The organism is endosymbiont GvMRE of Glomus versiforme (assembly GCF_003546845.1).
Window position 1 is genome coordinate 2,141 of the sequence record NZ_NWVA01000007.1, and the last position, 22,084, is coordinate 24,224.

The following is a 22,084-nucleotide window of genomic DNA, read 5'->3' on the forward strand; positions in this document are numbered from 1 at the left end:
GAATGATTACTTTACTTGAACTTAATTGAAGGTGAATATGATGCTCACTCCCGAGCCTTAGAAGAGAAAATAAACCCTAGCACAGTAAATTGAGATGATTTCATGATTGATGAAGACCAAATGAAAAAGTATCGGATAGTTTACTCTGTTCAAGACTTCTTTTTCTGTGAACTGGGAGACAGGAAAGTTCATAAGAAATATGCTTTACTACATTTCACCAAAAACACTAAGCAGACTGATAGCACTCTCATTAATTTTTGCTTTGATTGAGAGGAAGTGGCTAAATCTAAATTAAAAAACTGTCGTTTACGGAAGAAGGAAGAAATAGTTAAGAAGTGAGTGAAGTTATTAAAAGAAGGAATGTTGAGGTTTCGAGATTATCGGGGGAGAGATTGATTTTTAGAACAAATAAAAGGAGTTCAAGCCTCAACTAAGAAATAACCTTTATTAAGGAAAAGTATAACAAAAAGCACAGTAAAAAAACTATCCACATAATTTATAGTGAAAGGGTAAAAGTGTTATAAAAATGCTTAGGTTTTCCATGTCAAGGATGATTAGTTTACACACTCTGAAACTTTCTAAAATGTTATCCTAAGAAAAAAAGGTTTTTTAGGATGAGTTCTGTTCTTAGTGTTCCAGTTAGAAAAACACCTCTCCAAGTCTAGTATTTTACAAGACTTAAAAGGGATGTAATTAGACTTGACACGATAAGGTATCTAAGCAAAAACAGCACTAAAGAGGAGAATTGAATGGGTAAAGTTAGTTGGGTTTTGTCGACCCTTGCCTTATATTTCCCTTTATGTTTTTGCTGGTTTTTATTGNCGAAAATGAATCACCAACAAACAAGTTTTAGACTTCTATCCCCAAGGCAAAAAGTAAGCATTATGAACTATCCAAGAAAAAATAATTTACTTGGTAAATTAAAAAAAAATAAACCCACCCAAGGCACTAGCGGGACGGAGATGCTGACTGGCTGGTTGTCTGTGAGATATCACTTACCCAGCGGGGTAAGGATAAATCCTGACTTCAGCGTCAGCAAATCCTTCCCCCGCTGGCCTTGTTGGCCGTATATGTAAAGGAAAAATTTTTAAACCATGAATAGAATATTAAGTATTGACCCCTCAGGGACAGGAACCACAGGAATTTATTTTCGGAATGGCAAGCAGGAAAGATTTAATCACTATCAAGGAAAGGAATGACAAAAACACTATGATTTTATTGTTTCTTTAGTGAAAGTATACCAACCTAATATTTTGCTTTATGAACACACGAATTTTATTAACACCAAAGGCAAAGACATGACCAGTTTATTAAAGTTGCTGGGAACCCTAGAAGTTTTGCCAGTAGAGAAGGTGAAGAGTGTGCCAGTGAACCAAGTAAAATCTCTCAAAGATAAGTTATTGAAAGGAATTAGGAAAATAGATGGCTTAGAGTTTGCCAAAGGTAGAGGGAAAGGTTGAAGTTGAAAGAGCCAGAGAATTAGTGTTCATGAACTAGATGCTTGGTTAGTTTACTGATTAGGAGGAAAAGATGAATAATATGAAAAGGAAAGAATTATTAGAAAGGATTGAAAAACTAGAACAAGCCATACAGGATATTCGAGCTAGTTGTGGCTGTGTGAGACTTTTTCCTAGCAAAGGTATGCCTAAGTCATTAGAGAAAGAATGACCTGAAATAGGGGAACCAGGAGAACATGAGTGTGACAGAGAGTGTCCCGATGCTCCTTGTGTGAAATGTGGGGAGTATGGGAATAGAGGTTGAGAGGATTAATTATGAATAAACTAATCAATTGAAAACAAATTTATAAACTCTCTCCACTTTTTCACATCTACTTCACAAGCCGAAAGAGAGGAAAGTCCGACACGAAAGGCTGGTCATTCTTGGAAGCCATAACCAAAGATACTAATTTTCGTTTTGCTTGAATTCGAAGAAGGTGGCATGATAGTTTATTGTCTACTAAACCATTCTTTGAAGACCTAGTGGCTAAGTTCTGTGAAGAAAACCCTAATCTTAACCGAAACCACTTTGAAATCAAAGAAAGGGGTCTCTTTTACCAAGGAGCTAAAAGAATTGATTTTTATGATTTGTTTTCTTACCAAAGAGCCAGAGGAGCCATTGCCCGAACAGTTTACCAAGAAATAGTTTTTGAGGAAGCTATTCCTATTGACCAAGAATTTTTATATGTCGGAGGTCGGACTGAACAGTGGATGTTCAAAGACCTCATTGACAGCCTAAAAGGTCGGAAGGGCAAGGACGGCAAGAAGTTGCCCCTCACCACCAAAATCACCTTTTTAGCCAATCCTTATTTATTCTCAGCTTGGTTTTTGGATGTGTTTAAGAATATCCACAAATTAAGAAAACTTGCTGAGGAAAAGAAAACCAAGAATGATAACAGTGGAGTATTAGAAATAGCCAAAGACGAACAAGGAGTAGAATGATTACTTTACTTGAACTTAATTGAAGGTGAATATGATGCTCACTCCCGAGCCTTAGAAGAGAAAATAAACCCTAGCACAGTAAATTGAGATGATTTCATGATTGATGAAGACCAAATGAAAAAGTATCGGATAGTTTACTCTGTTCAAGACTTCTTTTTCTGTGAACTGGGAGACAGGAAAGTTCATAAGAAATATGCTTTACTACATTTCACCAAAAACACTAAGCAGACTGATAGCACTCTCATTAATTTTTGCTTTGATTGAGAGGAAGTGGCTAAATCTAAATTAAAAAACTGTCGTTTACGGAAGAAGGAAGAAATAGTTAAGAAGTGAGTGAAGTTATTAAAAGAAGGAATGTTGAGGTTTCGAGATTATCGGGGGAGAGATTGATTTTTAGAACAAATAAAAGGAGTTCAAGCCTCAACTAAGAAATAACCTTTATTAAGGAAAAGTATAACAAAAAGCACAGTAAAAAAACTATCCACATAATTTATAGTGAAAGGGTAAAAGTGTTATAAAAATGCTTAGGTTTTCCATGTCAAGGATGATTAGTTTACACACTCTGAAACTTTCTAAAATGTTATCCTAAGAAAAAAAGGTTTTTTAGGATGAGTTCTGTTCTTAGTGTTCCAGTTAGAAAAACACCTCTCCAAGTCTAGTATTTTACAAGACTTAAAAGGGATGTAATTAGACTTGACACGATAAGGTATCTAAGCAAAAACAGCACTAAAGAGGAGAATTGAATGGGTAAAGTTAGTTGGGTTTTGTCGACCCTTGCCTTATATTTCCCTTTATGTTTTTGCTGGTTTTTATTGTGTGAGGATGATTTTAAGTGAGTGTTTTTTTGTTTAGGAAAACTATTGCTTATTTTCTTTTTTCAGCAATCAGTTCTTTGTAAAGGTTTTCATTCTTGCCTATTAGTTTGATTTTTTCTCCATTTTCTACTAATCATATTTCTTGACTAGTTTCAGTTCATTTTTCTTTTTGGGAGTTTTTGGATTTGAAGAATTCGAGGGGAATTGTTAGGTTTGGTTCTGTCATAATATTATTTTTTAGTGTTGTTTTTTTCTAGTTAGGAAGTAGATTAGGATGCTGATTAATCCTAGGAGGGTTATTGCTCCTAGGAGGTAGGGGAGATAATTTGGTTTGCTCTCTCTCTCTCTCTCTCTCTCTCTCTCTGTTTTAAGATAATGAGCATATGAGCCTTCTCGTGGTTCTTCTTTACATTGGCTAATATGTTCATTCATAGGAAAATAATCATCAATTATATAAGTAGCAGATTTATCTATTCATTGTTTACTACAACGAAACATTTTGCCACACTTTTTACATTCTATATATCCTTCCGAGGAATGCAAAAAGTCTTTAATAGGAACATGATTTAAGATTTCTCCTGGCACAATAGGGGTAGAACTACAATAATAGGTTTTGCTTTTGCTTTGTTCATTTTTCTCATCCATAGTCTTATAAGGACATTCTTTGAAAGCAAGCAATTCCTCAATTTTCTTTTTAGCATTTACTTGCCAGTCTTCGAACTTTTTTAATTGATTTTCTAAATATTCTTGACAATTACAGTTTCACTTCTTACTCATTATAATAAAGTTTTTAATATGACATATCAACAATAATTCTTTATTCTTTTTTCATGGTTAAGATAAAATCTTTGCTAATTTAGTAAAAGTAATATTTAGAGGATAAGTTATTGGATTAGCATTATTGTTATGTTTCAAATTGTTAATTAAATTGTTGCTAGTGATTATTTTTCCTCAAATTGGTTTGTATCTCAATTTACTCCAAAAGTCAAATAAAGTAAAGGTATAACTAACTTGGTCTGATTGTCCTGTCATATTAGGTAGGATACTATCAGTAGTTTTTCCTCATCGACCAGCCTGAGATTTGGTTTCTTGTCCATCTTTTAAGATTTCAACTTGTTGGGAAGCATTGGCAACTTCTCCTGCTTTACTAACTGCCACTTCGGTTCCTTCGGCTGCTCCGGTTGCCGTGGCACCAATGGCTGCCATACCTGTAAAGGCTGAAACTACTTTGACAACTATTTCGGTAGCTTTTAAGAAAGCTTTGAGAGTTTGAGCACTAGGAACTTTTTGCTTAACTTCAACTTTTCATTGGCAGAAAATGGTTTTGCTATAAAAAGTGTAAAATACACCACCAGGAGTAGCTTTGACTTTTATATGATAATTAATATATCATTCTCCGTTCTCATCTTGTCTAAAATCTAAATACTTTAAGTTGGCTGGAAATAAAACATTATGACAGAAAAGAAATTGAAAAGTTGAATGGGCCGATAAGTGTGAATATTTAGTAAAATTGTCGTTAGCTTGCCTAATTAAGTCAGGATTAATTGATGTAGGGTCATTGGTGGTATAGTCTTCTTTGGATAGATAAAAACGGCAATTAGGATAGGGTTTTTCGTAAAAGTTATCACTTTTTCTAGTCCCTGCTCCAAAAATAGACTTACCATCATAAAAATCTTTGGGAGCTAAAAATAAGATTATTTCTTTTTTATTAAATCCTGTTCAGAAATCTTTATATTTTTCTATTTTAAAAATATTTCTGGGAAATTTAATTTTGTCTTCATCAGGTATATCTTTTCCTTCCTCATCTTTATCTTCATAAAAAGTGGCAAATTTGTCATTTCCTTCAAATAAAACTTTGGCTATGGTATCAGCAGTTGCATCGGTAGTTCTTTCAAATCAATTAGGGTGATTAATTGTGTATAATTGCCAAGTAGGTTGTCAAGAACTATCCAAATAATAAATTTCTTTATTTCCCAAATCAGAACAGAAAGGAAAACACATTGAGGGTTTATTATTATTCATTATTTAAACCTCCCTAGTCTGTAAATTAACATTATTGCTATACACATTATTACAGCAAATATTAAACTTAAAATTAGTCCCATAGCCAGCCAAAAAGCTTTTCTATTGGCAATATAAAGAACAATTAAGCCAGCAAAAGGTCAAAAAAGAGGAAACATTAGACCTAATACATACCATGGGTGGATTTTTTGTCTAATTTCTCAACAATTTTTACAGATAATCCCTCCTCTGTTTAGCAAATAATGTCCTACTTTAATTTCTTTTCCTTCGGTTATTTCATTACCACATTGATTACAAAGCATAATATTTAAGTTTTTAATCTCCATCTTCATCATCTCCTTCTGGGTCAACATCACCAGGGTCAATATCATTTGGATCTGGGTCTTGTCCTGGGTCAGGTTCATTCGGGTCTATCTCTGGTGGATCAATTTCAGGAGGTTCAACATCTCCTGGGTCGACATCTTGCCCTGTGTCATTATCAGGAACATCTATGTCCGGAGGAATATCAGGCTCGATTGGTGGTATCTCTGGTTCACCTCCACCTGGGTCGAAAGGGTCAGGGGTAAAATCATCTTCAGGAACAGTATCACCATCTCCAGGTTCAGGTGTCGGTATTTCTATTTCTCCCAAAGGAATATCAATGTTGCCACTACCTGGGGCTGGATTTGGATTTCAATCTAAACCTCCAAAATCATCATGACCAGGAACTTTTTGATATCTAATGCTCACTTCTCCTAGTCTTCACCGAATAGTGTCTCCACTAGGAACAAATCCATAAGCTCGAGTAAATGTTCTTTCTTCGGGTTTTGCTTGCTTTTCACCCTCTCAAACATCACCTTGACTACCTAATCTTCCTACTGTTCCATTCACAGTTAAGTCATAATTGGGACTGGTAGCTCTTCCCATTTCAGTAAATCAAGGCTCGAATGGTAAACCTTTGTGAATAGTATCTCAACTATCACTATTGCCATTTCGGTAATTAGCATGTAAAGCATCAAATAAAGGAGTATCTTGGGCTCCACAGCCAATACAAGTGTAAATATCTCAAAAATATTTAACTGGTTTTGGGAATTCTAGAATAAAAGCTCCGTGAGTATGTCCGTCGGCTAATTCACTATTTTGAAACATTGGATATAAAGCCATTCAGTGTTCCGTAGAGCCATCTTCATAGAAAATAAAGTAATGTCCTCTTTGGTGATAGTTAGAACCTTTATTTCGGTCAGTTTCAGTAATGTCTTCATCTCTTATTTCTTCTCCAATATAGCCTTCACTATTGCCAATATTATAAGTAATTAAGTTAGTTATTCCTTGAATTCCTAAATCAGGGTCAGAAAAATCTTTATCCATATCTTCAAAAAAGTTTACTCCCTCGGCAAATTTTCTCTTTAGAAAGCCTCCTGGGTCATAAGCCAACTTTAATTCTCCTTGTCAACGACCAAGTCCTTTGGGTGAAGCAGGTAGAACAGCAGCAATACCTCCCAACGGCATCAGAGGAAGTGGTTTTTCTTTATAAATCGGGTGAATGTCTCCAATAAAAGTGCCTGGACTATTCATTGATTTTAGATAATTCTTCCAACACCAGTCTTCTACTAAATTAATACCAACATATAAATTCCTAGGATTAACCATCTCAAAATCACTCACAAAATAAGCTCTATAACTCAAAGGACTATTCCCTTTTTGGTGAAATCAAAATAACATTAAATAAGGATTAGTTAAGTCTCAACCTTTTCTGTTTTGGGTAGCAATAACAATTCCATTTTGGTCTTGCTGCTTAATAAATCCTAACTGAAAGAAATAATTTTGTTGCCCAGACTGGTCAAAAAACTGTTCTATTCTTTCGGTGAATCCATTTAAAGTATTTTTTCATTCACTTTCGGTTCCTTTCCCTTGTTGCCATAATTTCAAGTAATCATTAACTTCTTCAACTAATTCTTGATTCTCAATCTTTTCTCCTCATTTAAATCAAAATCTTTGGCAGACAGAATAATTAAGTTTACCATTCTCCATTTTCTCTAAATCTGCTTGTCAGAGGTTATTTATTCTTTGGTCTAGGAATTGAATATTGTTCAATCTTGGTAAATATTCTTTAAATTCCTGTTGCTGTCTGTATTCTACTTCAAAAATAAGCAAATCCATAAATAAACTGCTTGCTTCACCGACCATTTTATTATCTAAAAGTCTTTTACAACGAAAAAGCAAAGTTTTATCTCCTTCATTGCCTTCTAAAACAGGATAAATCTCCTGTTGAAAATAACCAGCAAAAGTATTAATTAACTGTTCTAATTCCATGTGTTTTTGGATAAATAATTCTGTGTAATGTTTTTGCCAATCAACAAAAGTTTTGGGTAAAGGTAAAAACTGACTTTCTTTATTGTAAACTTTGGTTTTTCATTCGGTTCTGCTGAAATCTATTCAGAGAAATAGGGTAGTTCATAATTCCTTTCTCGTATTGATGTCTTTTTCAGTTATTTCATTAGTTTGCTCTAAATTACTCATAATACTCTCCTCCCATATTCTCAGTTCAACCTGGGGCTAAGTCTAAGTTCTTTACAAAACACATACAATTAACTTTGTGATTATTCCTAATATCTTTGGCATATGGGCAACTTTCATCTTTGCCTTCCCTTTGTAAAAAGTCTCAATCATAGTTTATGGGGTCCTCGGTTAGAGGGCTTTCAGGCTCCAAGAAATCACTAATCAGAGTAGGGATTAGTTTCAGTAAAATATTATTCTTGGCTCCTCGGATAGAGAAAGTTCAAGTGAGAGTTTTCTTTAAGAGTTCTTCTTGGTTGAAAAGGTGATAAATCTCTTGTCAATTCTTGCCGTAAATTCTTTGGAAAGCATTGTTGAGTTTCTTTAATTCAGACTGTAAAACCACTCTCACCACCTCTAATCTTTCCAAATAACCAAGAGGCAAGACTTCCACTCTGATAGCAAATCTATCAGCTACAAAAGAAGGAACATCTTCCGGACGGTTCACGGTGCTAATGAAAATACACTCATTAGTCGGAGTAGGGAAATCTAAAAAAGTGTCTCGGTAGTTTTTGTTTCCAGTAATATCCGTGGGAATACCTGCTGCTTCTTTACATTCTCGGGCTGCTTTTTCAATCTCGTCAAAAACAATCACACAAGCTCGGTCTTCATAACGGCTGATGGCTTTCAATACTTCTCCGGGTTCGGCTCCAGGGTTTTCAATGTTAGTTCCCGTAATTAAAGAAGCATTTAATTTGCCGTTCATTCCGATTATATGTAATCCTCTGCCTAATGCTCGGGCTATGGCTTGGCTGATATAAGTTTTTCCTAGTCCTGGTTCTCCTAAAAGCATAATCATTAACTGGGCTGGAGGTGGGGTGTTATTTCTTTTGGCAAAGTGATAACTACGAAGGTATTTTTCCACTATTTGGATGATATTTTGATAGCCGATTACTTTCTGGTAGCCTTCCTCTTCTCCTCTAATTCTGGTGCGGAAGACTTCGACAGTGGGGAGTTCTATGTATTCGGGTTCATAGGCTTTGAGACAGCCTTCAAGGACTTTAAGACGGAGGGCTATTCTGGGCTTCCGATTAGAGGTGTCAGGGAGTTTTTTTCATTCTTTTTCCGTTTTGGTGTGGAGGATTTTTAATCTTTCTAAGTATGGAATAGTTTCATCTCACTCATTTCCTTCGGGAGGTTTAGTTGTGGTTCCGGTTTCTTGGGTTTCAATTTCCTCATATTCAACTTGACTTACTCATCTTCTCCGTCCAGTTTCAGGGTCAATGATAGGTTTCACAGTGCAGCCGAATAATTTAATGAAAAGTTTGTCAAATAACGGGTAATAATCACTTAGTTTAATAATGGTAAACTCAAAGTTGCCTAATAGTCTACTTTTAAGAATTTGGGCTAATTCATAACTGTCTTGGTTAGTAATTGAAACATTGGCATCCTTACTGGCTCGGTAATGTTCTTTATTGACATGGTTGATTTTATCAGTAGTGTTTTTTCGATTAGAGTTTCGATTACCTTGTCCTTGCTCGGTTTGCTGAGTGGATAATTGTTGTTGTCTTGAAAATCCTCCGTAAGTTCCCGAAGATAAATCTACATTGCTAAAAGTAGGAGTATTCTTTTGATTGCTCTGTTTTTGGTCGGATCAGTTTTGGTTTTCATTGCCTTGGGTGGTAGTTCTACCTCCTTGAGTGAGAGTTTTATCATAATTCTGGCTAGTTCTCGTGTCTGTTTTTAAAGTTATTTTCTTTAAGTATTGCTTGATATCCCGAAAAGTATCCGTTCATAAGTGTTCTTTACGACGGATTTCCACCACGGCTGTAATACAATTAGTCTTAAATTTAGCCACAAAGACATCATCATAAGGCTCATAAGTAGAATATTGGTATCGGTCGAAATAATGCTTGATAATGGGTATGGCTACTAGTCCATAACCTCCACTGGCTAAGGATTTACGGATTTCTTCGGTGGCAAGGGTAGCTGGAACAACTTGATAGATGATTTGTTCTAAATCTTTTTTGAATTCTAGTTTTTGCCAGAATTCTCCAAAGCCGTTAGGGAATAATCTTGCTAGGGATTGTTGAGGGACAGTTCTTGGTTCAGTCATTATTCACTCCTCCTTTTGATACCAAATTCTTTTTCCAGGATTTCACTAGCACTGGAATAAGGATACTTTTGCCAGAGTTCATCAGTGATTAAGTCGGCTTCATTGAATTCTTTGACATTGGGACGACAAGTGGAACAGATTAAGTATTCTTGGAGGGTCTGGTCCAGTTTCATTTTAGTAGGGACTTGGTGGTGGTTTTTTTCACAAGTATGGCAGGTGAATTGGATTGGTTGTTCTTGGATTTGTCTTTCTGCTGCTTTTCGGGCTTTCACAGAGCAGGAACGGCAAAAAGAATGATGGGCAAATTGTCGGCTTAATTCTTGGTGGGGTTTGGCTTGATTACAGTCGGAGCAGGAGAAAGTTTGTTGTGGTGGTTTTTCTGGGGGTTTTACTTGGGAGGGTTTAGGGACGGATTGTGCCAACTTCTCCTCTAAATCCTTAATTCTCTCTTCTGATTGGGTAAGTTTCTTTTGCTGAGTGATGACTACCTCATGCTGTTTTTGGAGAGCTGATTGGAGGTCTTTTATTTGGTCTTTTACACCTCTGCCATTTGGCCTACCCTGAGGCAGAGGGATAGTGTCTTGGACAATAGGGGAAGGTGAATTGTTAGTTTTTACTGGTTTCAATATGGGACTGTCTGGGGGAGTTGCTAATTGTTGGTTGAATTGGCTGTTCTTTTTCTGTTTTTTAAGGTCAGAGGGTTTAATTCCTGGTTTGATTTTGCTGGTTAATTCTTGCTGTAATTTGGATTTATTCATGTTTACCTCCTTCTAGTTTCCTTATTCTGGCTTTTAGTTCGGTAAGTTCTCTTAATTCTTGGTCGTTCTTTTTCTCAACTTCTAGTTTGAGTTCATTTATCTGCTTTTGCTCGGCTCCGTTCTTTTTTTCTAGTTTGGTTACTCTAGCTTCGGCTTTGAAGGTTCGATTAGTTAACATGGCTACCAAAGGAAGAATAATTATCACCAAAGCTAGGGCAATGTGGCAACAACCGATATTCATTATTTACCTCCTCCTTTTTCTTTTTCCAACTGGGCTAGTTTTTGTTCTAGTTCTTGGGCTGGGTCAGGTTCTTTTTGGTTCTCTTGGATTTCCTTAACTTGCTCTATTTCAGCTTCTTGTCTTTCCTGTCAGGCTCCGTAAGTTAGCTTGTGTTCTCCGGAACAGAATTGTTTGTCTTTGGCTTCTTTAATACTCTTCATTCTTTCTCTTCACTTATCCCTCTCCAAAGCTACGAATTGGGCTTCATTGAGTTCTATTTCAGGATTGTTTTGTCGGTCTTCTTTTTTGGAGGTGAGATGACGGATACCGAATACTCTCCTTAATTCTGAAAAGTCTTTTAAATAATCCTCGTGGAGTTGTTTTCTTTCTTCAGTGCCTTTGGTAGGGGAGTAGATTTCCATTTTCTTGATTTCATTGGTGGTGGAAGGGTCAGCAATATAGAAAAGATAATCCTTTTCAGCAGCATCTATTTCTTGGGCTTGAGTTTCTTTGGAAGGGTCATTTTCCACATGGAGAAAGACTTTCTTTTTAGACTTATCTCGGTCTCACTTAATTTTCTCTTTAATATCCCAAAGGTCTTCAAGGTAGATTTCTTCGGCTCCTTCAAGGTTGGGTCGGTGGGTGGGATTATTGAAAAAGCAGACTACTTCGGAGGGGTCAATGAAGGATAATTGGCTTTTTTCTTCGGGGGTTAAGTTTTTGGTTAATTCTTCCTGTTCGGCTTTGGTTCTCACTAAGGCTTCTTTGCCGTCACGGTATTTGATGGTTAAGTTGATGGGTTCTTCTAAGCCGTTTAGTTCATAAGATTGGATGCTGACAGTTAAGAATTTATCCTTAGTTACTTTTACTAAGGCTCCGTAGCCTTTTTTACTGTTTTTTCTTTCTAGATTTCCCCAGTTGAGAACTAAGGGACAGTTAGGATTGGAGCATTCTAAGTGAGAAATTCCGATATGGCAATTATGGAGAAACTCCAACATATTGGCTTTTCAAAGGTCTTTTTGGGTGGGTTTATTCATATAGTGCCTCCTTAATTAATTTGATTTCTTTTTGGAGTAGGGATTTTTCCTTGGTGAGATGATTTTGGTGTTTTTGTTTTGCTTGGGTGATTTGCTTAATTAGGTCTTGTTTGTCGGCTTCGAGGGCAAGAATTCTTTGGGTTTGGGTTTCTTTGGTTTGGGNCTAATTTTAATTCTTTAATTTCCCGTTGCTCCCTGCCGTTTTTCTTTTCTAGTTTGGTTACTCTGGCTTCGGCTTTGAGGGTTCGATTAGTAAGCATAGCCACCACAAAAACGAGAGCTATCACCAAAGCTAGGGCAATGTGGCAACAACCGATATTCATTATTTACCTCCTCCTTTTTCTTTTTCCAACTGGGCTAGTTTTTGTTCTAGTTCTTGGGCTGGGTCAGGTTCTTTTTGGTTCTCTTGGATTTCCTTAACTTGCTCTATTTCAGCTTCTTGTCTTTCCTGTCAGGCTCCGTAAGTTAGCTTGTGTTCTCCGGAACAGAATTGTTTGTCTTTGGCTTCTTTAATACTCTTCATTCTTTCTCTTCACTTATCCCTCTCCAAAGCTACGAATTGGGCTTCATTGAGTTCTATTTCAGGATTGTTTTGTCGGTCTTCTTTTTTGGAGGTGAGATGACGGATACCGAATACTCTCCTTAATTCTGAAAAGTCTTTTAAATAATCCTCGTGGAGTTGTTTTCTTTCTTCAGTGCCTTTGGTAGGGGAGTAGATTTCCATTTTCTTGATTTCATTGGTGGTGGAAGGGTCAGCAATATAGAAAAGATAATCCTTTTCAGCAGCATCTATTTCTTGGGCTTGAGTTTCTTTGGAAGGGTCATTTTCCACATGGAGAAAGACTTTCTTTTTAGACTTATCTCGGTCTCACTTAATTTTCTCTTTAATATCCCAAAGGTCTTCAAGGTAGATTTCTTCGGCTCCTTCAAGGTTGGGTCGGTGGGTGGGATTATTGAAAAAGCAGACTACTTCGGAGGGGTCAATGAAGGATAATTGGCTTTTTTCTTCGGGGGTTAAGTTTTTGGTTAATTCTTCCTGTTCGGCTTTGGTTCTCACTAAGGCTTCTTTGCCGTCACGGTATTTGATGGTTAAGTTGATGGGTTCTTCTAAGCCGTTTAGTTCATAAGATTGGATGCTGACAGTTAAGAATTTATCCTTAGTTACTTTTACTAAGGCTCCGTAGCCTTTTTTACTGTTTTTTCTTTCTAGATTTCCCCAGTTGAGAACTAAGGGACAGTTAGGATTGGAGCATTCTAAGTGAGAAATTCCGATATGGCAATTATGGAGAAACTCCAACATATTGGCTTTTCAAAGGTCTTTTTGGGTGGGTTTATTCATATAGTGCCTCCTTAATTAATTTGATTTCTTTTTGGAGTAGGGATTTTTCCTTGGTGAGATGATTTTGGTGTTTTTGTTTTGCTTGGGTGATTTGCTTAATTAGGTCTTGTTTGTCGGCTTCGAGGGCAAGAATTCTTTGGGTTTGGGTTTCTTTGGTTTGGGTGAAGGTTTGGTTTTCTTTCTGTAAGTCTTGGAGGGATTGGAGAGTATTAGTAAGAGAGGTAGATTTTTCTTGCAGGGTGGTTTGAAGATTAGTGAGGTTTTGTTCTAGCTGGTTAGCTTTTTCTTTGTTTTGTTTTAGTTCAACATTAGTTTCAGTTAAAGTTTGGTTTTTGTTTTGTAAGCTTTGATTGGTTTGCTTGGCTTTGGTGAGTTGTTTGGTTAGGTCGTTTTTTTCTTTTTGGCTGGTATTAGTTAATTGGGTGATTTCTTGTCGTAAATCAGTGATGGTTTGGTTAAGAGTTTGTTCACTACTTTTCTTTTGAATGCGTAAATTAGTAAATTCTTGGTTAAGTTTATTCTCGTCTTCTTGCTTAGTTCTTTTTAAATTCTCTATTTGCTGATTTAAGTTGGTAATAGTGTTATTTAGGTTAGTTACAGCCTGGTTTTTGGCTTCATTTAGACGGTTGATTTCAGTTTGTTTAGCCTGAATTTGCTCTTCTTTTTGCTGGATTTGTTGTTGATAATTAGTTTCCTTAGGAGAATTATCAGCACAAAAATGAACCAGTTGGGTTAATGCTTCTAACCCTTCAATTTTTTGGAGACTAGTGTTTTGGTAAACATTTAGACTTTTTATTTTTGGGCAATTAACAATTTTTAGACTGGTTAGTTTTTCACTGCCGTGAAATTGAAATGCTTCTAAATTAACAAAATCTTTTAATTCTAAAGCACCTTCTAAGTCAGCTTCAGGTAGGAAAAAGTTTTGCTTTTTAGTGGTTCACTTACTGTCATAAAAAGCTCTTTCTCGGTTGGCTGTAAAACTAAGTTCTTGGAGATTTAGTTTACTTTCTTTAGTAGGAAACTTTTCATTTAGTCATTCTTGGGCATTTACCATATTAGTGAGTTCCTCCTTTTGCTCTCTCTCTCTCTCTCTCTCTCTCTCTCTCTCTCTCTCTCTCTCTCTCGCTCTCTCTCTCTCTCTCTNTTCTGATTTCCTTTTGTTCTGAGATTTGGTTTAAGTTAGTTTCTCTTTCTTGACTTTGAGTGAGTTGTTGGTTGAGGTTGGTTATTTCTTTATTACGGCTTTCTTTCTCTTTCTCTAACTGTTGCTGTAATTCTCCTTTATCTTTTCAGTGTTGGTTGTTGGCTTGCTGTTCTTTTTCAAAAAGTTTTTGGTAGTGGGTAATTTGCTCAGTCAAGTTCTGAACTTTTTTCATTTCTTCTTTGATACGGGAGAATTGATGTTTATTTTCAGCTTGGGTTTGGGTGAGTTGCTCTTGGAGTTCTTTTTCTTGGTTGGTTCATTCTTGTTTTTCATTAGTTCACTTTTCTTGGAGTTCTTTTAGGAGTTCTTGGGCTTGCTTTTGGTTGGTGATTTTCTTTTGGGCTAGGGTGATTAGGGCTTGTTTTTCTTGTTCTAACTGTTCTTTTCTGTTTTGGGCTAAGAGGGTGAGAGCTTGGATGGTTTTTTTGAGTTCCTTATTCTCTTTATCCAAATTCTCCACAATGATTACATCAGTGCTATTTTGGAGAGTGGTGATATCGTTTTGTAAGATATTCCGTTCCTGTTGTCATTTTTGGTTTAGACTAGCCAAGTGATTTTTGTGTTGCTGTCGTAATAATTGTTCTCGGTAATTCATATTATTCTCCTTCTCCTTTCAATTCTATTCCTTTAATTTGGTTGAGGTTTTCTAGGTCAAAAAGTTTTAAAAAGTCGTTTAGTTCTTTGTCTTTATCAATTTGTTTATCTACTCAGCCACCCATTTTGGTGAGAAAGTCCTCGGTGTTTTTAAAAGGTTGACCTCCGAACTTTCATTTTTTAAGAATTTTATTTAAGTCGGTTTGGGTTTGTTGGTTTTTGGTTTGTTCCCGACTTTTGCTGATTTCTCCTCTCAATATTAACATACATATACCTCCTATGCTCTGGCTAGGGCTCAACTGTTGGTGAAAGGTATCATGCCTCCAATCACGGTCATATGATAGCCAAATTTACTGTTGCCTGAACCAAAGACTTGTTCGTGAGTAATTCCATCTTCATTAATTATCCGGTAAACTACACTTTTTTCGTCATGGAGCGTAGCCAAGGCATTATTGGTGAGTTTCTTTACAATTACTTCTTTGAAAAGTTTGTAGGGGTTAAGGTTAGAGTCACGAGCCACATCAGCTAGAAAGTAGATTTCTAAGTCATCAAGGAAATCCGGGTCAATAGTTAAAACTAAATTCTTTCGGCTTTCACTATTAGTAACTACTTTGTTTCAGTCGTGGCTATTTGGTTTTTGATATCCTCTATTATACTTGTCCGAAGGTTCCACCATCCCGTTGGCTGCTGCTTTGATTTTCCTTAAAATGGCTATGGCTTTATCTAGGCTGTCAATTTTGGCTTCCTCGGCAGTGACGGTTTCCCAAGCAGCATTATTGTAATTGTCTTTGGTGCAGATTACTTTAGTTAAAACTCGATTCAAGTCTAACTTGGGCTTAGTAGTCATGCTGTCCGTTAATTGGTCGACCAGAGCTGCCATTTCAGTCGGAGATTGTAAGGCTCGTTTCATGACCTTTTTGTTATAAATGGTGTAGTAAAAGTGGTCGTGAATGATTTTTAATCGACAAGAGAAGACTTCTGGCAAGTTTTCAGCATCACTACTTTTAAGAGTTTTCTTTCATTTTACTCCTTCTAAGGGCTGGTCTCCAATAAATTCCTCTTCGGCTCCGTGGAATTCCGTAGTTCCTTTGTTAAATACGGAGTAGGTGTTATCAGCATAGATTAACTTCAAAGGTTTTTCTTGGACTACTCGTTCTTGAAGGTTTTCCAAGAGGGGATTGAAGTCCACCATTATTTAAGACCTCCTTGGATTTTGGCTTGCTGTAATTTGGTGAATTCAGTGAGAAACTCATTTTTATTTTTGGTTTCTTTTTGGTCTAAATCAATTCTTCGTTGACGATGGTTTTCTCTTTTTAGAGCATCTATGTCTTGTTGGAGACGAGTATTCTCTCGTTCTTTTTCAAAGAGAGATTGCTCGGTTTTAATTTTTCCGTTTTTTCAGGTTTCTATTTCTTGGTTTTTAGTTTGGATTTCCGTTTTTAAATCGAGGATTAATTTTTCGAGGTCTTCACTGTTTTTGATGGGGGTGATTGGTTGGTTGTTTTCGTTCATATGTCCCTTTTTAGTGATTGGCTGTTTTTTCTGGTGAAATACGGGAAAAACTCGTCGTGTGGGTGACGACGGGGGACGTGTGGGTGACGGGGGGATATATGGTCTCGTAGGCTTTTTTTTGATAGGTCAGTAAAATAAGTGGTGAGTTTTTAGGTGATTTTTGGCTGAGAGTTTTTTGAAAAGTTTTTGCTGATAGGTCAGTAATAATTATTATATAGGTTTGTGAAAGCTAAGTAAGTCAGGTTGATGCTGCTTGATTTGCTTGGTTTAAGGAAAAAAACTTCTGTTAATTTTTACTACTACTACTACTACTTTTATTAATAATAAATTCTAGTAATAATTGCTTCCAATTCTCTAAATTATTAAAGGTTTGTTCTTTAATTTCTTGTCGGTAATCTCTGCCAATTTCTTCATAGTTTAAACCTTTTTCAATTAATAAATTATCTAATTCTTGGAGAGTTTGTTTAATTAGAGCAAGATAAGTATTTATGGCTAATTCTTGGATTTTGGGTAAATAATCATTTTGCTCCTGATTTTCAATATTTTCTAAACAATTTCGTAAACCGGCTATTTTGGTCTCTTCTTCTTCCAAACTCAAACACTCTTGACAGATTTTTTTGGATAATTCGCAAACTTCCTGGTTTATAACTCTTAATTCTTCATTATTGCTTTCTTTATTAATTTGAGTTAACAATAAATAATCCTCTTTTTTCAAACTGGCTAAATCATAATCAGCATTCAGTTTTTTATTTATTTCATCTAATTTAGCAGAAGTTTCATTAAAAAGAAAAATTTCCGACAGCATGTTATTAATCATGTTGACTTTGTAAGCAGTTCATTCTTTACCTTTTATTTTTTCATGGTAAAGACTTAAAAACTCAAAAACGGCTTGCTTGTAAGCAAAAAGAGGGCTTTCAGAAGAAGTAAAATTTGATAATCAGGCTCATAGTTCTTCTAATTTGGCAGGATTTTCTTGTAAAATTTTATTTACTACTTGGGCTTTGTTTGTTAAATCTTTGTAAAGTTCTTCAAGTTTAACAGTATCCTCGTGAGAAATCAATCCTTTTTTTTCAATTTCTTTAATTTGTAGTGCTTCCCAGAGACTTAAAAATTTTGTTGTTATGTTTCCCATAGTATTTTCATTTGTTCCTCGACCAATCTCCGGCGGGAGTCTTGACTTTTGTCTCTCTCTCTCTCTCTCTCTCTCTCTCTCTCTCTTCATATAAGTCTAAATATGATATATAAGAAGTTTTATTGTTTTCTTTGATTATTTGGTCGGCTCTTTCACCAATTTCTTTATTAACTCGGTTTTTCAATTCTTTCAATTCTTTCAATTCTTTCAATTCTTTCAATTCTTTCAATTCTTTCAATTCTTTCAATTCTTTCAATTCTTTCAATTCTTTCAATTCTTTCAATTCTTTCAATTCTTTCAATTCTTTCAATTCTTTCAATTGTCGCCTTATTTCTTCTAGTCTTTTCCTCCCGCTTTCTGATAAATTTCAACCTTTTTCAAGCAGTCTTTTTTCTTCTTCTCTAATTTTTTTTCCAAGGATTTGAAAAGGGCTTTACCTCTAAAATTACCAAGAAGAATTATTTTTTGTAGGATATGGGTTAAATAGAATAAACACACGTTCACGAGAGTGCTTGAAAGAAACGTGGCGAATTTTAGTGATTTTGTTCCAGAAAAAAATAATTTTGTAATGTTGTTGATAAAATTTTTAAATAATGAAAAAAAATCTTACCAACCAAGAAGAATTTGTGGAAAAGATTAACCAATTAAGAGTTAAGAAGCACAACTTTAAAATAATTAGGTTCGTTTTCAAGAAACTTAACCGGAGAGGCTAGATATTACACAAAAAAATGAAATTTCCTTTTTTACCAAAGAAAAAATNTTCTCTAATTTTTTTTCCAAGGATTTGAAAAGGGCTTTACCTCTAAAATTACCAAGAAGAATTATTTTTTGTAGGATATGGGTTAAATAGAATAAACACACGTTCACGAGAGTGCTTGAAAGAAACGTGGCGAATTTTAGTGATTTTGTTCCAGAAAAAAATAATTTTGTAATGTTGTTGATAAAATTTTTAAATAATGAAAAAAAATCTTACCAACCAAGAAGAATTTGTGGAAAAGATTAACCAATTAAGAGTTAAGAAGCACAACTTTAAAATAATTAGGTTCGTTTTCAAGAAACTTAACCGGAGAGGCTAGATATTACACAAAAAAATGAAATTTCCTTTTTTACCAAAGAAAAAATTCGCTACAATGATGAAAGCAACGGAGTTAATCTTTTACTTGTTTTCCGTATTCCCTATTCAAATCATCCAAGTGGAAGAAACAGAGAAACAAATCTTGATGTATTTTATTTCTTTATTTACTTTCTAAACCGACAAATAGAAATACCTTTTAGGTTTAAATTTGTAAGTAAAGCAAATTATGCTTATTTTGGGTTAAGCACAGGTGATAATAGTTCCAACGATGTAGCATGAGTAAAAAATATTATTCAAACAGAAAAATCCCGTTGAGATGCCCTTGGCTACACCCAACCTGAAGACCTAATTCAAGCAAATAAACAGTATGTAGATAAAGGAATTAGAAAAGAACACCGTAATCGTCCTTCTTATGAAAATTTACAAACCCAACTCAATCAATCTGAAAGAGAAAAAAATACTTTATTACAAAGTGCGAAATTATTTTCCGCTTTTTTTTAATCCTCACCTCACAACAATCTGTCAATAATCTTTCCAGATGCTTTGCTTGAACTTTCTCTAAAATCATAATTAGCACAATGTTCAAAATACTTAGCCATATCTTTCTGATTGAGGTCAACTATAATTTTATCAATAACTAACTTTAATTCTTCATAAGTTCTAGGTTTATTCTTTTCAACTTGCTGACGAATGAAATTAAAACACAACTCTGCTGGATTAAATTCAGGTGTATAAGATGGTAAATAGAGTGGCTTAATGTTTTTGCTTTTTAATAATTCTTCAATAGTAGTAAGCTTCAAATCTAGACATGATTTCTTGGCACGATGAACTGAAAGATTATCTAGCAAAAGATAATGTTTTTTATTATTAAGAAGCTGGAGATTGGTAAGAAAATTATGAAAGTTTTTTGTTTTCATCCCTTTTTCAATTAGCTCATAATGAATTACTCCTTTATTTGCTACATTCTGAATACAAAGAATTAGAGTATTGTTATCGCCCTGCCTACCTGGCTTTTTATAACTAGCACGAGAACTCTTGTGAGAATAACCATAACGAGGAGTTTCATTCAAATGGAAACTACATTCATCAAGGGCAAGAATCCGAGGATGAGTTAAACGAGCAATTATCTTTTTAAACTTACTAATTCTCCTAATATGTTTTGCTTGTTCTGAGTAGTGATTAGTTAATTTCTTGCGAGTAATCTCATATTTTTTTAGGGTTCGCAATATCGTATAACGACTTACTTTTTGCCCCATCTTTTTAGAGATATAATTTGCCATTTCTTGTTGAGTAGCAGTTTTGTTTTCTATCCAAAGAGAGAAAATAAGGTCGATAAGAAAAGTTCCACGGATTTTGGACTTGCGACCCCTTTTTTTCTTAGGTTCATTATTTTCTCTTTTTCAATTTCTGATAGTTTTTTCATTGACTTCAAAGATATCAGCTAATTCTTTTGGGGTAAATCTTTCTAATAGTTTAGTTATTTGTTGAGGAGTAGGTTTGACTTTGCTCATTTTTCTTTCGAGTAATTAATCAAACTATTAAGCCAATAATTCCTGCTAAAATTATTCCACTTCCAACAATCAAAGGTCAATAGTTTTTTTTAGGCTCTTGTTCTTGACTGGTATCTAACTTACCATACTTACTTTCATAAGTTTCAGTGGCTTTTTTCTCACTATTCTCAGCAAGTTCTAAGAAATAACTTGCCATTTCTTTTTCTTCTTTGGATAGTTTAGGGTCAGCAGTAGACTTAGCAACCTCCTTTTTTAATGATTTACTAAATTCTTTTAAAGTTAACACTTCTTTCTTGGAAGCTTCTTTGGTTCAGTCAAAGTCTTTTTTACCTTCACTAGTTAAGGCTAATTCCATAGGATACAACTTAGTGTCTTTAGTTCACGCTTTAATAGTGGTGTTAGGAATATCCTCGGCAGCAGATTTGCCTTTTTTGTGTTGTTCTGCTTCTCACAAGGCTTTATGATGCTTATAATGACAGATTGAGGAACAAAAAATAGTTCTCAAACCATAATCCAAAGCCCAACCTTTTCTCATGTCAGGTCACTCTCTTTTTTGGCATTGACGACAAGTTTGTTGACGACTTCTTTTAAATTCCTCAGCACAAGAACAGTTTTCACTAAAATAATGGATTTCTTCATGAAAATTAAGGTCAGAGTATCATATTCTTTTTATGGTGTATTTTCCTATTTTACTATTTCAACAAGAAGTGCCACATCTTTTGCAAGTGTATTCGTTGTGTTCTTGGCTAGAAGTTTTTTCTTGTCTTGGTTGTTCTTGACCAGGTCGTTGATTATCAGGTGAACCTAAATCTTCATTAGCATGAGCAAATACTCATTCTTCCTTATTTCAGTTATAGACAATAAAAGCTAAAACTCCTTGCCTTTTATGTTCTTTTCGAACTGCTTTGGGCTTGTTAGGGTCTTTTTCTATTGGAAACTCACCTGTTATTTTACGATATTGTTCTTCGTTCTTATCTCAACATCCTGAACAAAGTATTCCATCAAGCATATCCTCATGATTATTATTGTTCATTACATAATAAAATGCTTCGTTGGCTTGTTGCCTTTCATATTTCTTATCACATATTTTACAGTAATTGGGTTTCCTTTCTTTTTCTTTTTCCTCTTTAATTTTTCTAGCACATTCTTGGCAAACTAAAAGTTTAAGTGCTATCTACTTTGGTTGCTTCACTAGCCATTTCATTAGTTTTACATTCTTGGCATTTTAGTAATTCTTTGGCACAAGGATCACAGAGATAACCTTCATAAATGGTTCTTTTTTCTTCTCCGATGGTTATCACTAATCCTCTGTGTTCAATATCGTTTACTCGGCACCTACTACATTTAGGTCTTTCATCAGAAACATTGTCTCCTCTATTAGAATTTTGATTATTTGGATTATCTTGTGGGTTAGGTTGGTTATTGGGGTCATCGTCTCGTCCTCGAAATCAAACTACTCTCTCTCTTGCTTTAGTCATATTTGCTCTTTATTCACTTTTACATTCCCCTCTCATGTTCTAAATATATATTCAAAAAGAACTCAGCTTGCTTAATATCATATTGTTCCTCAGGAGAACATTTTTTTCATTCAGAATTGTAAATCATAAGGTCAGCCTCACTCAATTTATCTAGGTTCTTTAGCTGTCAAGCCAGTTTTAATTTTTTAGTAATGTTCATATAATAATATTTTAGATGCTTTAATGTATCTTTTATACAAAAAACAGATAAGAAACTTCTCTCCTGGGATGAACAAAACGCTTTATCTATATAATATTTCGAGCAATGTAAGACCGAAAGTGACTTTGTTTTTTTGTGTTAACAATTTTTAAAAATTCT

General features: G+C 35.0%; 25 protein-coding genes. 5 read left to right on the forward strand and 20 right to left on the reverse strand.

The genetic code is table 4. The features are described from left to right. From GvMRE_RS10055 to GvMRE_RS10075, 5 genes are all read left to right on the forward strand, one after another. The coding region (locus GvMRE_RS10055; RefSeq protein WP_172575363.1) for a hypothetical protein at nt 1-441 on the forward strand (441 nt) is incomplete at its 5' end. Between the two features lie 443 nt (nt 442-884). Continuing rightward, nucleotides 885-1,076 carry a hypothetical protein gene (locus tag GvMRE_RS10060; protein WP_147409347.1) on the forward strand — a complete coding sequence of 64 codons (192 nt, stop codon included), beginning with the start codon at nt 885-887 and terminating at the stop codon, nt 1,074-1,076. Nucleotides 1,077-1,094: 18 nt separating this feature from the next. Beyond that, nucleotides 1,095-1,538: a hypothetical protein gene (locus tag GvMRE_RS10065; RefSeq protein WP_147411056.1), complete on the forward strand. Its 444-nt coding sequence runs from the start codon at nt 1,095-1,097 to the stop codon at nt 1,536-1,538. 1 nt (nt 1,539) lies between these two features. Continuing rightward, the gene (locus tag GvMRE_RS10070; RefSeq protein WP_147411057.1) at nt 1,540-1,770 is read left to right on the forward strand and encodes a hypothetical protein; all 231 of its coding nucleotides are present in this window, start codon (nt 1,540-1,542) and stop codon (nt 1,768-1,770) included. A gap of 2 nt (nt 1,771-1,772) precedes the next feature. Next, nucleotides 1,773-2,873, forward strand: coding sequence for a hypothetical protein (locus GvMRE_RS10075; protein ID WP_147411058.1), 1,101 nt, complete (start codon nt 1,773-1,775; stop codon nt 2,871-2,873). 429 nt (nt 2,874-3,302) lie between these two features. Here GvMRE_RS10075 and GvMRE_RS13880 read toward each other — a convergent pair whose 3' ends face one another. From GvMRE_RS13880 to GvMRE_RS10180, 20 genes are all read right to left on the reverse strand, one after another. Continuing rightward, nucleotides 3,303-3,479: a hypothetical protein gene (locus GvMRE_RS13880; protein WP_172575364.1), complete on the reverse strand. Its 177-nt coding sequence runs from the start codon at nt 3,477-3,479 to the stop codon at nt 3,303-3,305. 11 nt (nt 3,480-3,490) lie between these two features. Next, the gene (locus GvMRE_RS10080) at nt 3,491-4,030 is read right to left on the reverse strand and encodes a hypothetical protein (RefSeq protein WP_147411059.1); all 540 of its coding nucleotides are present in this window, start codon (nt 4,028-4,030) and stop codon (nt 3,491-3,493) included. 57 nt (nt 4,031-4,087) lie between these two features. Then, complete coding sequence (locus GvMRE_RS10085; protein WP_147411060.1) at nt 4,088-5,275, reverse strand: hypothetical protein; 1,188 nt, start codon at nt 5,273-5,275, stop codon at nt 4,088-4,090. Further along, nucleotides 5,275-5,577, reverse strand: a complete 303-nt coding sequence (locus GvMRE_RS10090; protein WP_147411061.1) for a hypothetical protein — start codon at nt 5,575-5,577, stop codon at nt 5,275-5,277. The genes GvMRE_RS10085 and GvMRE_RS10090 overlap by 1 nt, the downstream gene beginning before the upstream one ends. A gap of 13 nt (nt 5,578-5,590) precedes the next feature. Continuing rightward, nucleotides 5,591-7,774 (reverse strand): hypothetical protein, encoded by a 2,184-nt coding sequence (locus tag GvMRE_RS10095; RefSeq protein ID WP_147411062.1) that lies wholly within the window; start codon nt 7,772-7,774, stop codon nt 5,591-5,593. Then, the gene (locus tag GvMRE_RS10100; protein WP_147411063.1) at nt 7,767-9,866 is read right to left on the reverse strand and encodes an AAA family ATPase; all 2,100 of its coding nucleotides are present in this window, start codon (nt 9,864-9,866) and stop codon (nt 7,767-7,769) included. Before GvMRE_RS10100 ends, GvMRE_RS10095 begins: the two co-directional genes overlap by 8 nt. After that, a complete protein-coding gene (locus GvMRE_RS10105; RefSeq protein ID WP_147411064.1) occupies nt 9,866-10,624 on the reverse strand; it encodes a hypothetical protein in 759 nt (252 codons plus the stop codon). Before GvMRE_RS10105 ends, GvMRE_RS10100 begins: the two co-directional genes overlap by 1 nt. Next, nucleotides 10,617-10,865: a hypothetical protein gene (locus GvMRE_RS10110; RefSeq protein WP_147411065.1), complete on the reverse strand. Its 249-nt coding sequence runs from the start codon at nt 10,863-10,865 to the stop codon at nt 10,617-10,619. The genes GvMRE_RS10105 and GvMRE_RS10110 overlap by 8 nt, the downstream gene beginning before the upstream one ends. Beyond that, complete coding sequence (locus GvMRE_RS10115) at nt 10,865-11,881, reverse strand: hypothetical protein (RefSeq protein ID WP_147409385.1); 1,017 nt, start codon at nt 11,879-11,881, stop codon at nt 10,865-10,867. Before GvMRE_RS10115 ends, GvMRE_RS10110 begins: the two co-directional genes overlap by 1 nt. A gap of 322 nt (nt 11,882-12,203) precedes the next feature. Continuing rightward, a complete protein-coding gene (locus tag GvMRE_RS10125; protein WP_147409385.1) occupies nt 12,204-13,220 on the reverse strand; it encodes a hypothetical protein in 1,017 nt (338 codons plus the stop codon). Continuing rightward, entirely contained in the window at nt 13,213-14,274 is a 1,062-nt protein-coding gene (locus tag GvMRE_RS10130; protein WP_147411067.1) for a hypothetical protein, read from the reverse strand. Before GvMRE_RS10130 ends, GvMRE_RS10125 begins: the two co-directional genes overlap by 8 nt. Before the next feature lie 746 nt (nt 14,275-15,020). Continuing rightward, nucleotides 15,021-15,284: a hypothetical protein gene (locus tag GvMRE_RS10140; protein WP_147409193.1), complete on the reverse strand. Its 264-nt coding sequence runs from the start codon at nt 15,282-15,284 to the stop codon at nt 15,021-15,023. Nucleotides 15,285-15,295: 11 nt separating this feature from the next. Further along, on the reverse strand, nt 15,296-16,210 hold the full coding sequence (locus GvMRE_RS10145) for a phage major capsid protein (RefSeq protein WP_147409191.1): 915 nt from the start codon (nt 16,208-16,210) through the stop codon (nt 15,296-15,298). Further along, on the reverse strand, nt 16,210-16,530 hold the full coding sequence (locus GvMRE_RS10150; protein WP_147409368.1) for a hypothetical protein: 321 nt from the start codon (nt 16,528-16,530) through the stop codon (nt 16,210-16,212). The genes GvMRE_RS10145 and GvMRE_RS10150 overlap by 1 nt, the downstream gene beginning before the upstream one ends. Nucleotides 16,531-16,816: 286 nt before the next feature. After that, nucleotides 16,817-17,662 carry a hypothetical protein gene (locus GvMRE_RS10155; protein ID WP_147411068.1) on the reverse strand — a complete coding sequence of 282 codons (846 nt, stop codon included), beginning with the start codon at nt 17,660-17,662 and terminating at the stop codon, nt 16,817-16,819. Beyond that, nucleotides 17,610-17,981, reverse strand: coding sequence for a hypothetical protein (locus GvMRE_RS10160; RefSeq protein ID WP_147411069.1), 372 nt, complete (start codon nt 17,979-17,981; stop codon nt 17,610-17,612). The genes GvMRE_RS10155 and GvMRE_RS10160 overlap by 53 nt, the downstream gene beginning before the upstream one ends. 1,253 nt (nt 17,982-19,234) lie before the next feature. Beyond that, complete coding sequence (locus GvMRE_RS10165) at nt 19,235-20,248, reverse strand: IS630 family transposase (protein WP_147409609.1); 1,014 nt, start codon at nt 20,246-20,248, stop codon at nt 19,235-19,237. Beyond that, on the reverse strand, nt 20,211-21,281 hold the full coding sequence (locus GvMRE_RS10170) for a hypothetical protein (RefSeq protein WP_147409610.1): 1,071 nt from the start codon (nt 21,279-21,281) through the stop codon (nt 20,211-20,213). Before GvMRE_RS10170 ends, GvMRE_RS10165 begins: the two co-directional genes overlap by 38 nt. Nucleotides 21,282-21,411: 130 nt before the next feature. Further along, complete coding sequence (locus tag GvMRE_RS10175; RefSeq protein WP_147409611.1) at nt 21,412-21,726, reverse strand: hypothetical protein; 315 nt, start codon at nt 21,724-21,726, stop codon at nt 21,412-21,414. 19 nt (nt 21,727-21,745) lie between these two features. Continuing rightward, nucleotides 21,746-21,925, reverse strand: coding sequence for a hypothetical protein (locus GvMRE_RS10180; RefSeq protein WP_147409612.1), 180 nt, complete (start codon nt 21,923-21,925; stop codon nt 21,746-21,748). Nucleotides 21,926-22,084 lie beyond the last annotated feature (159 nt).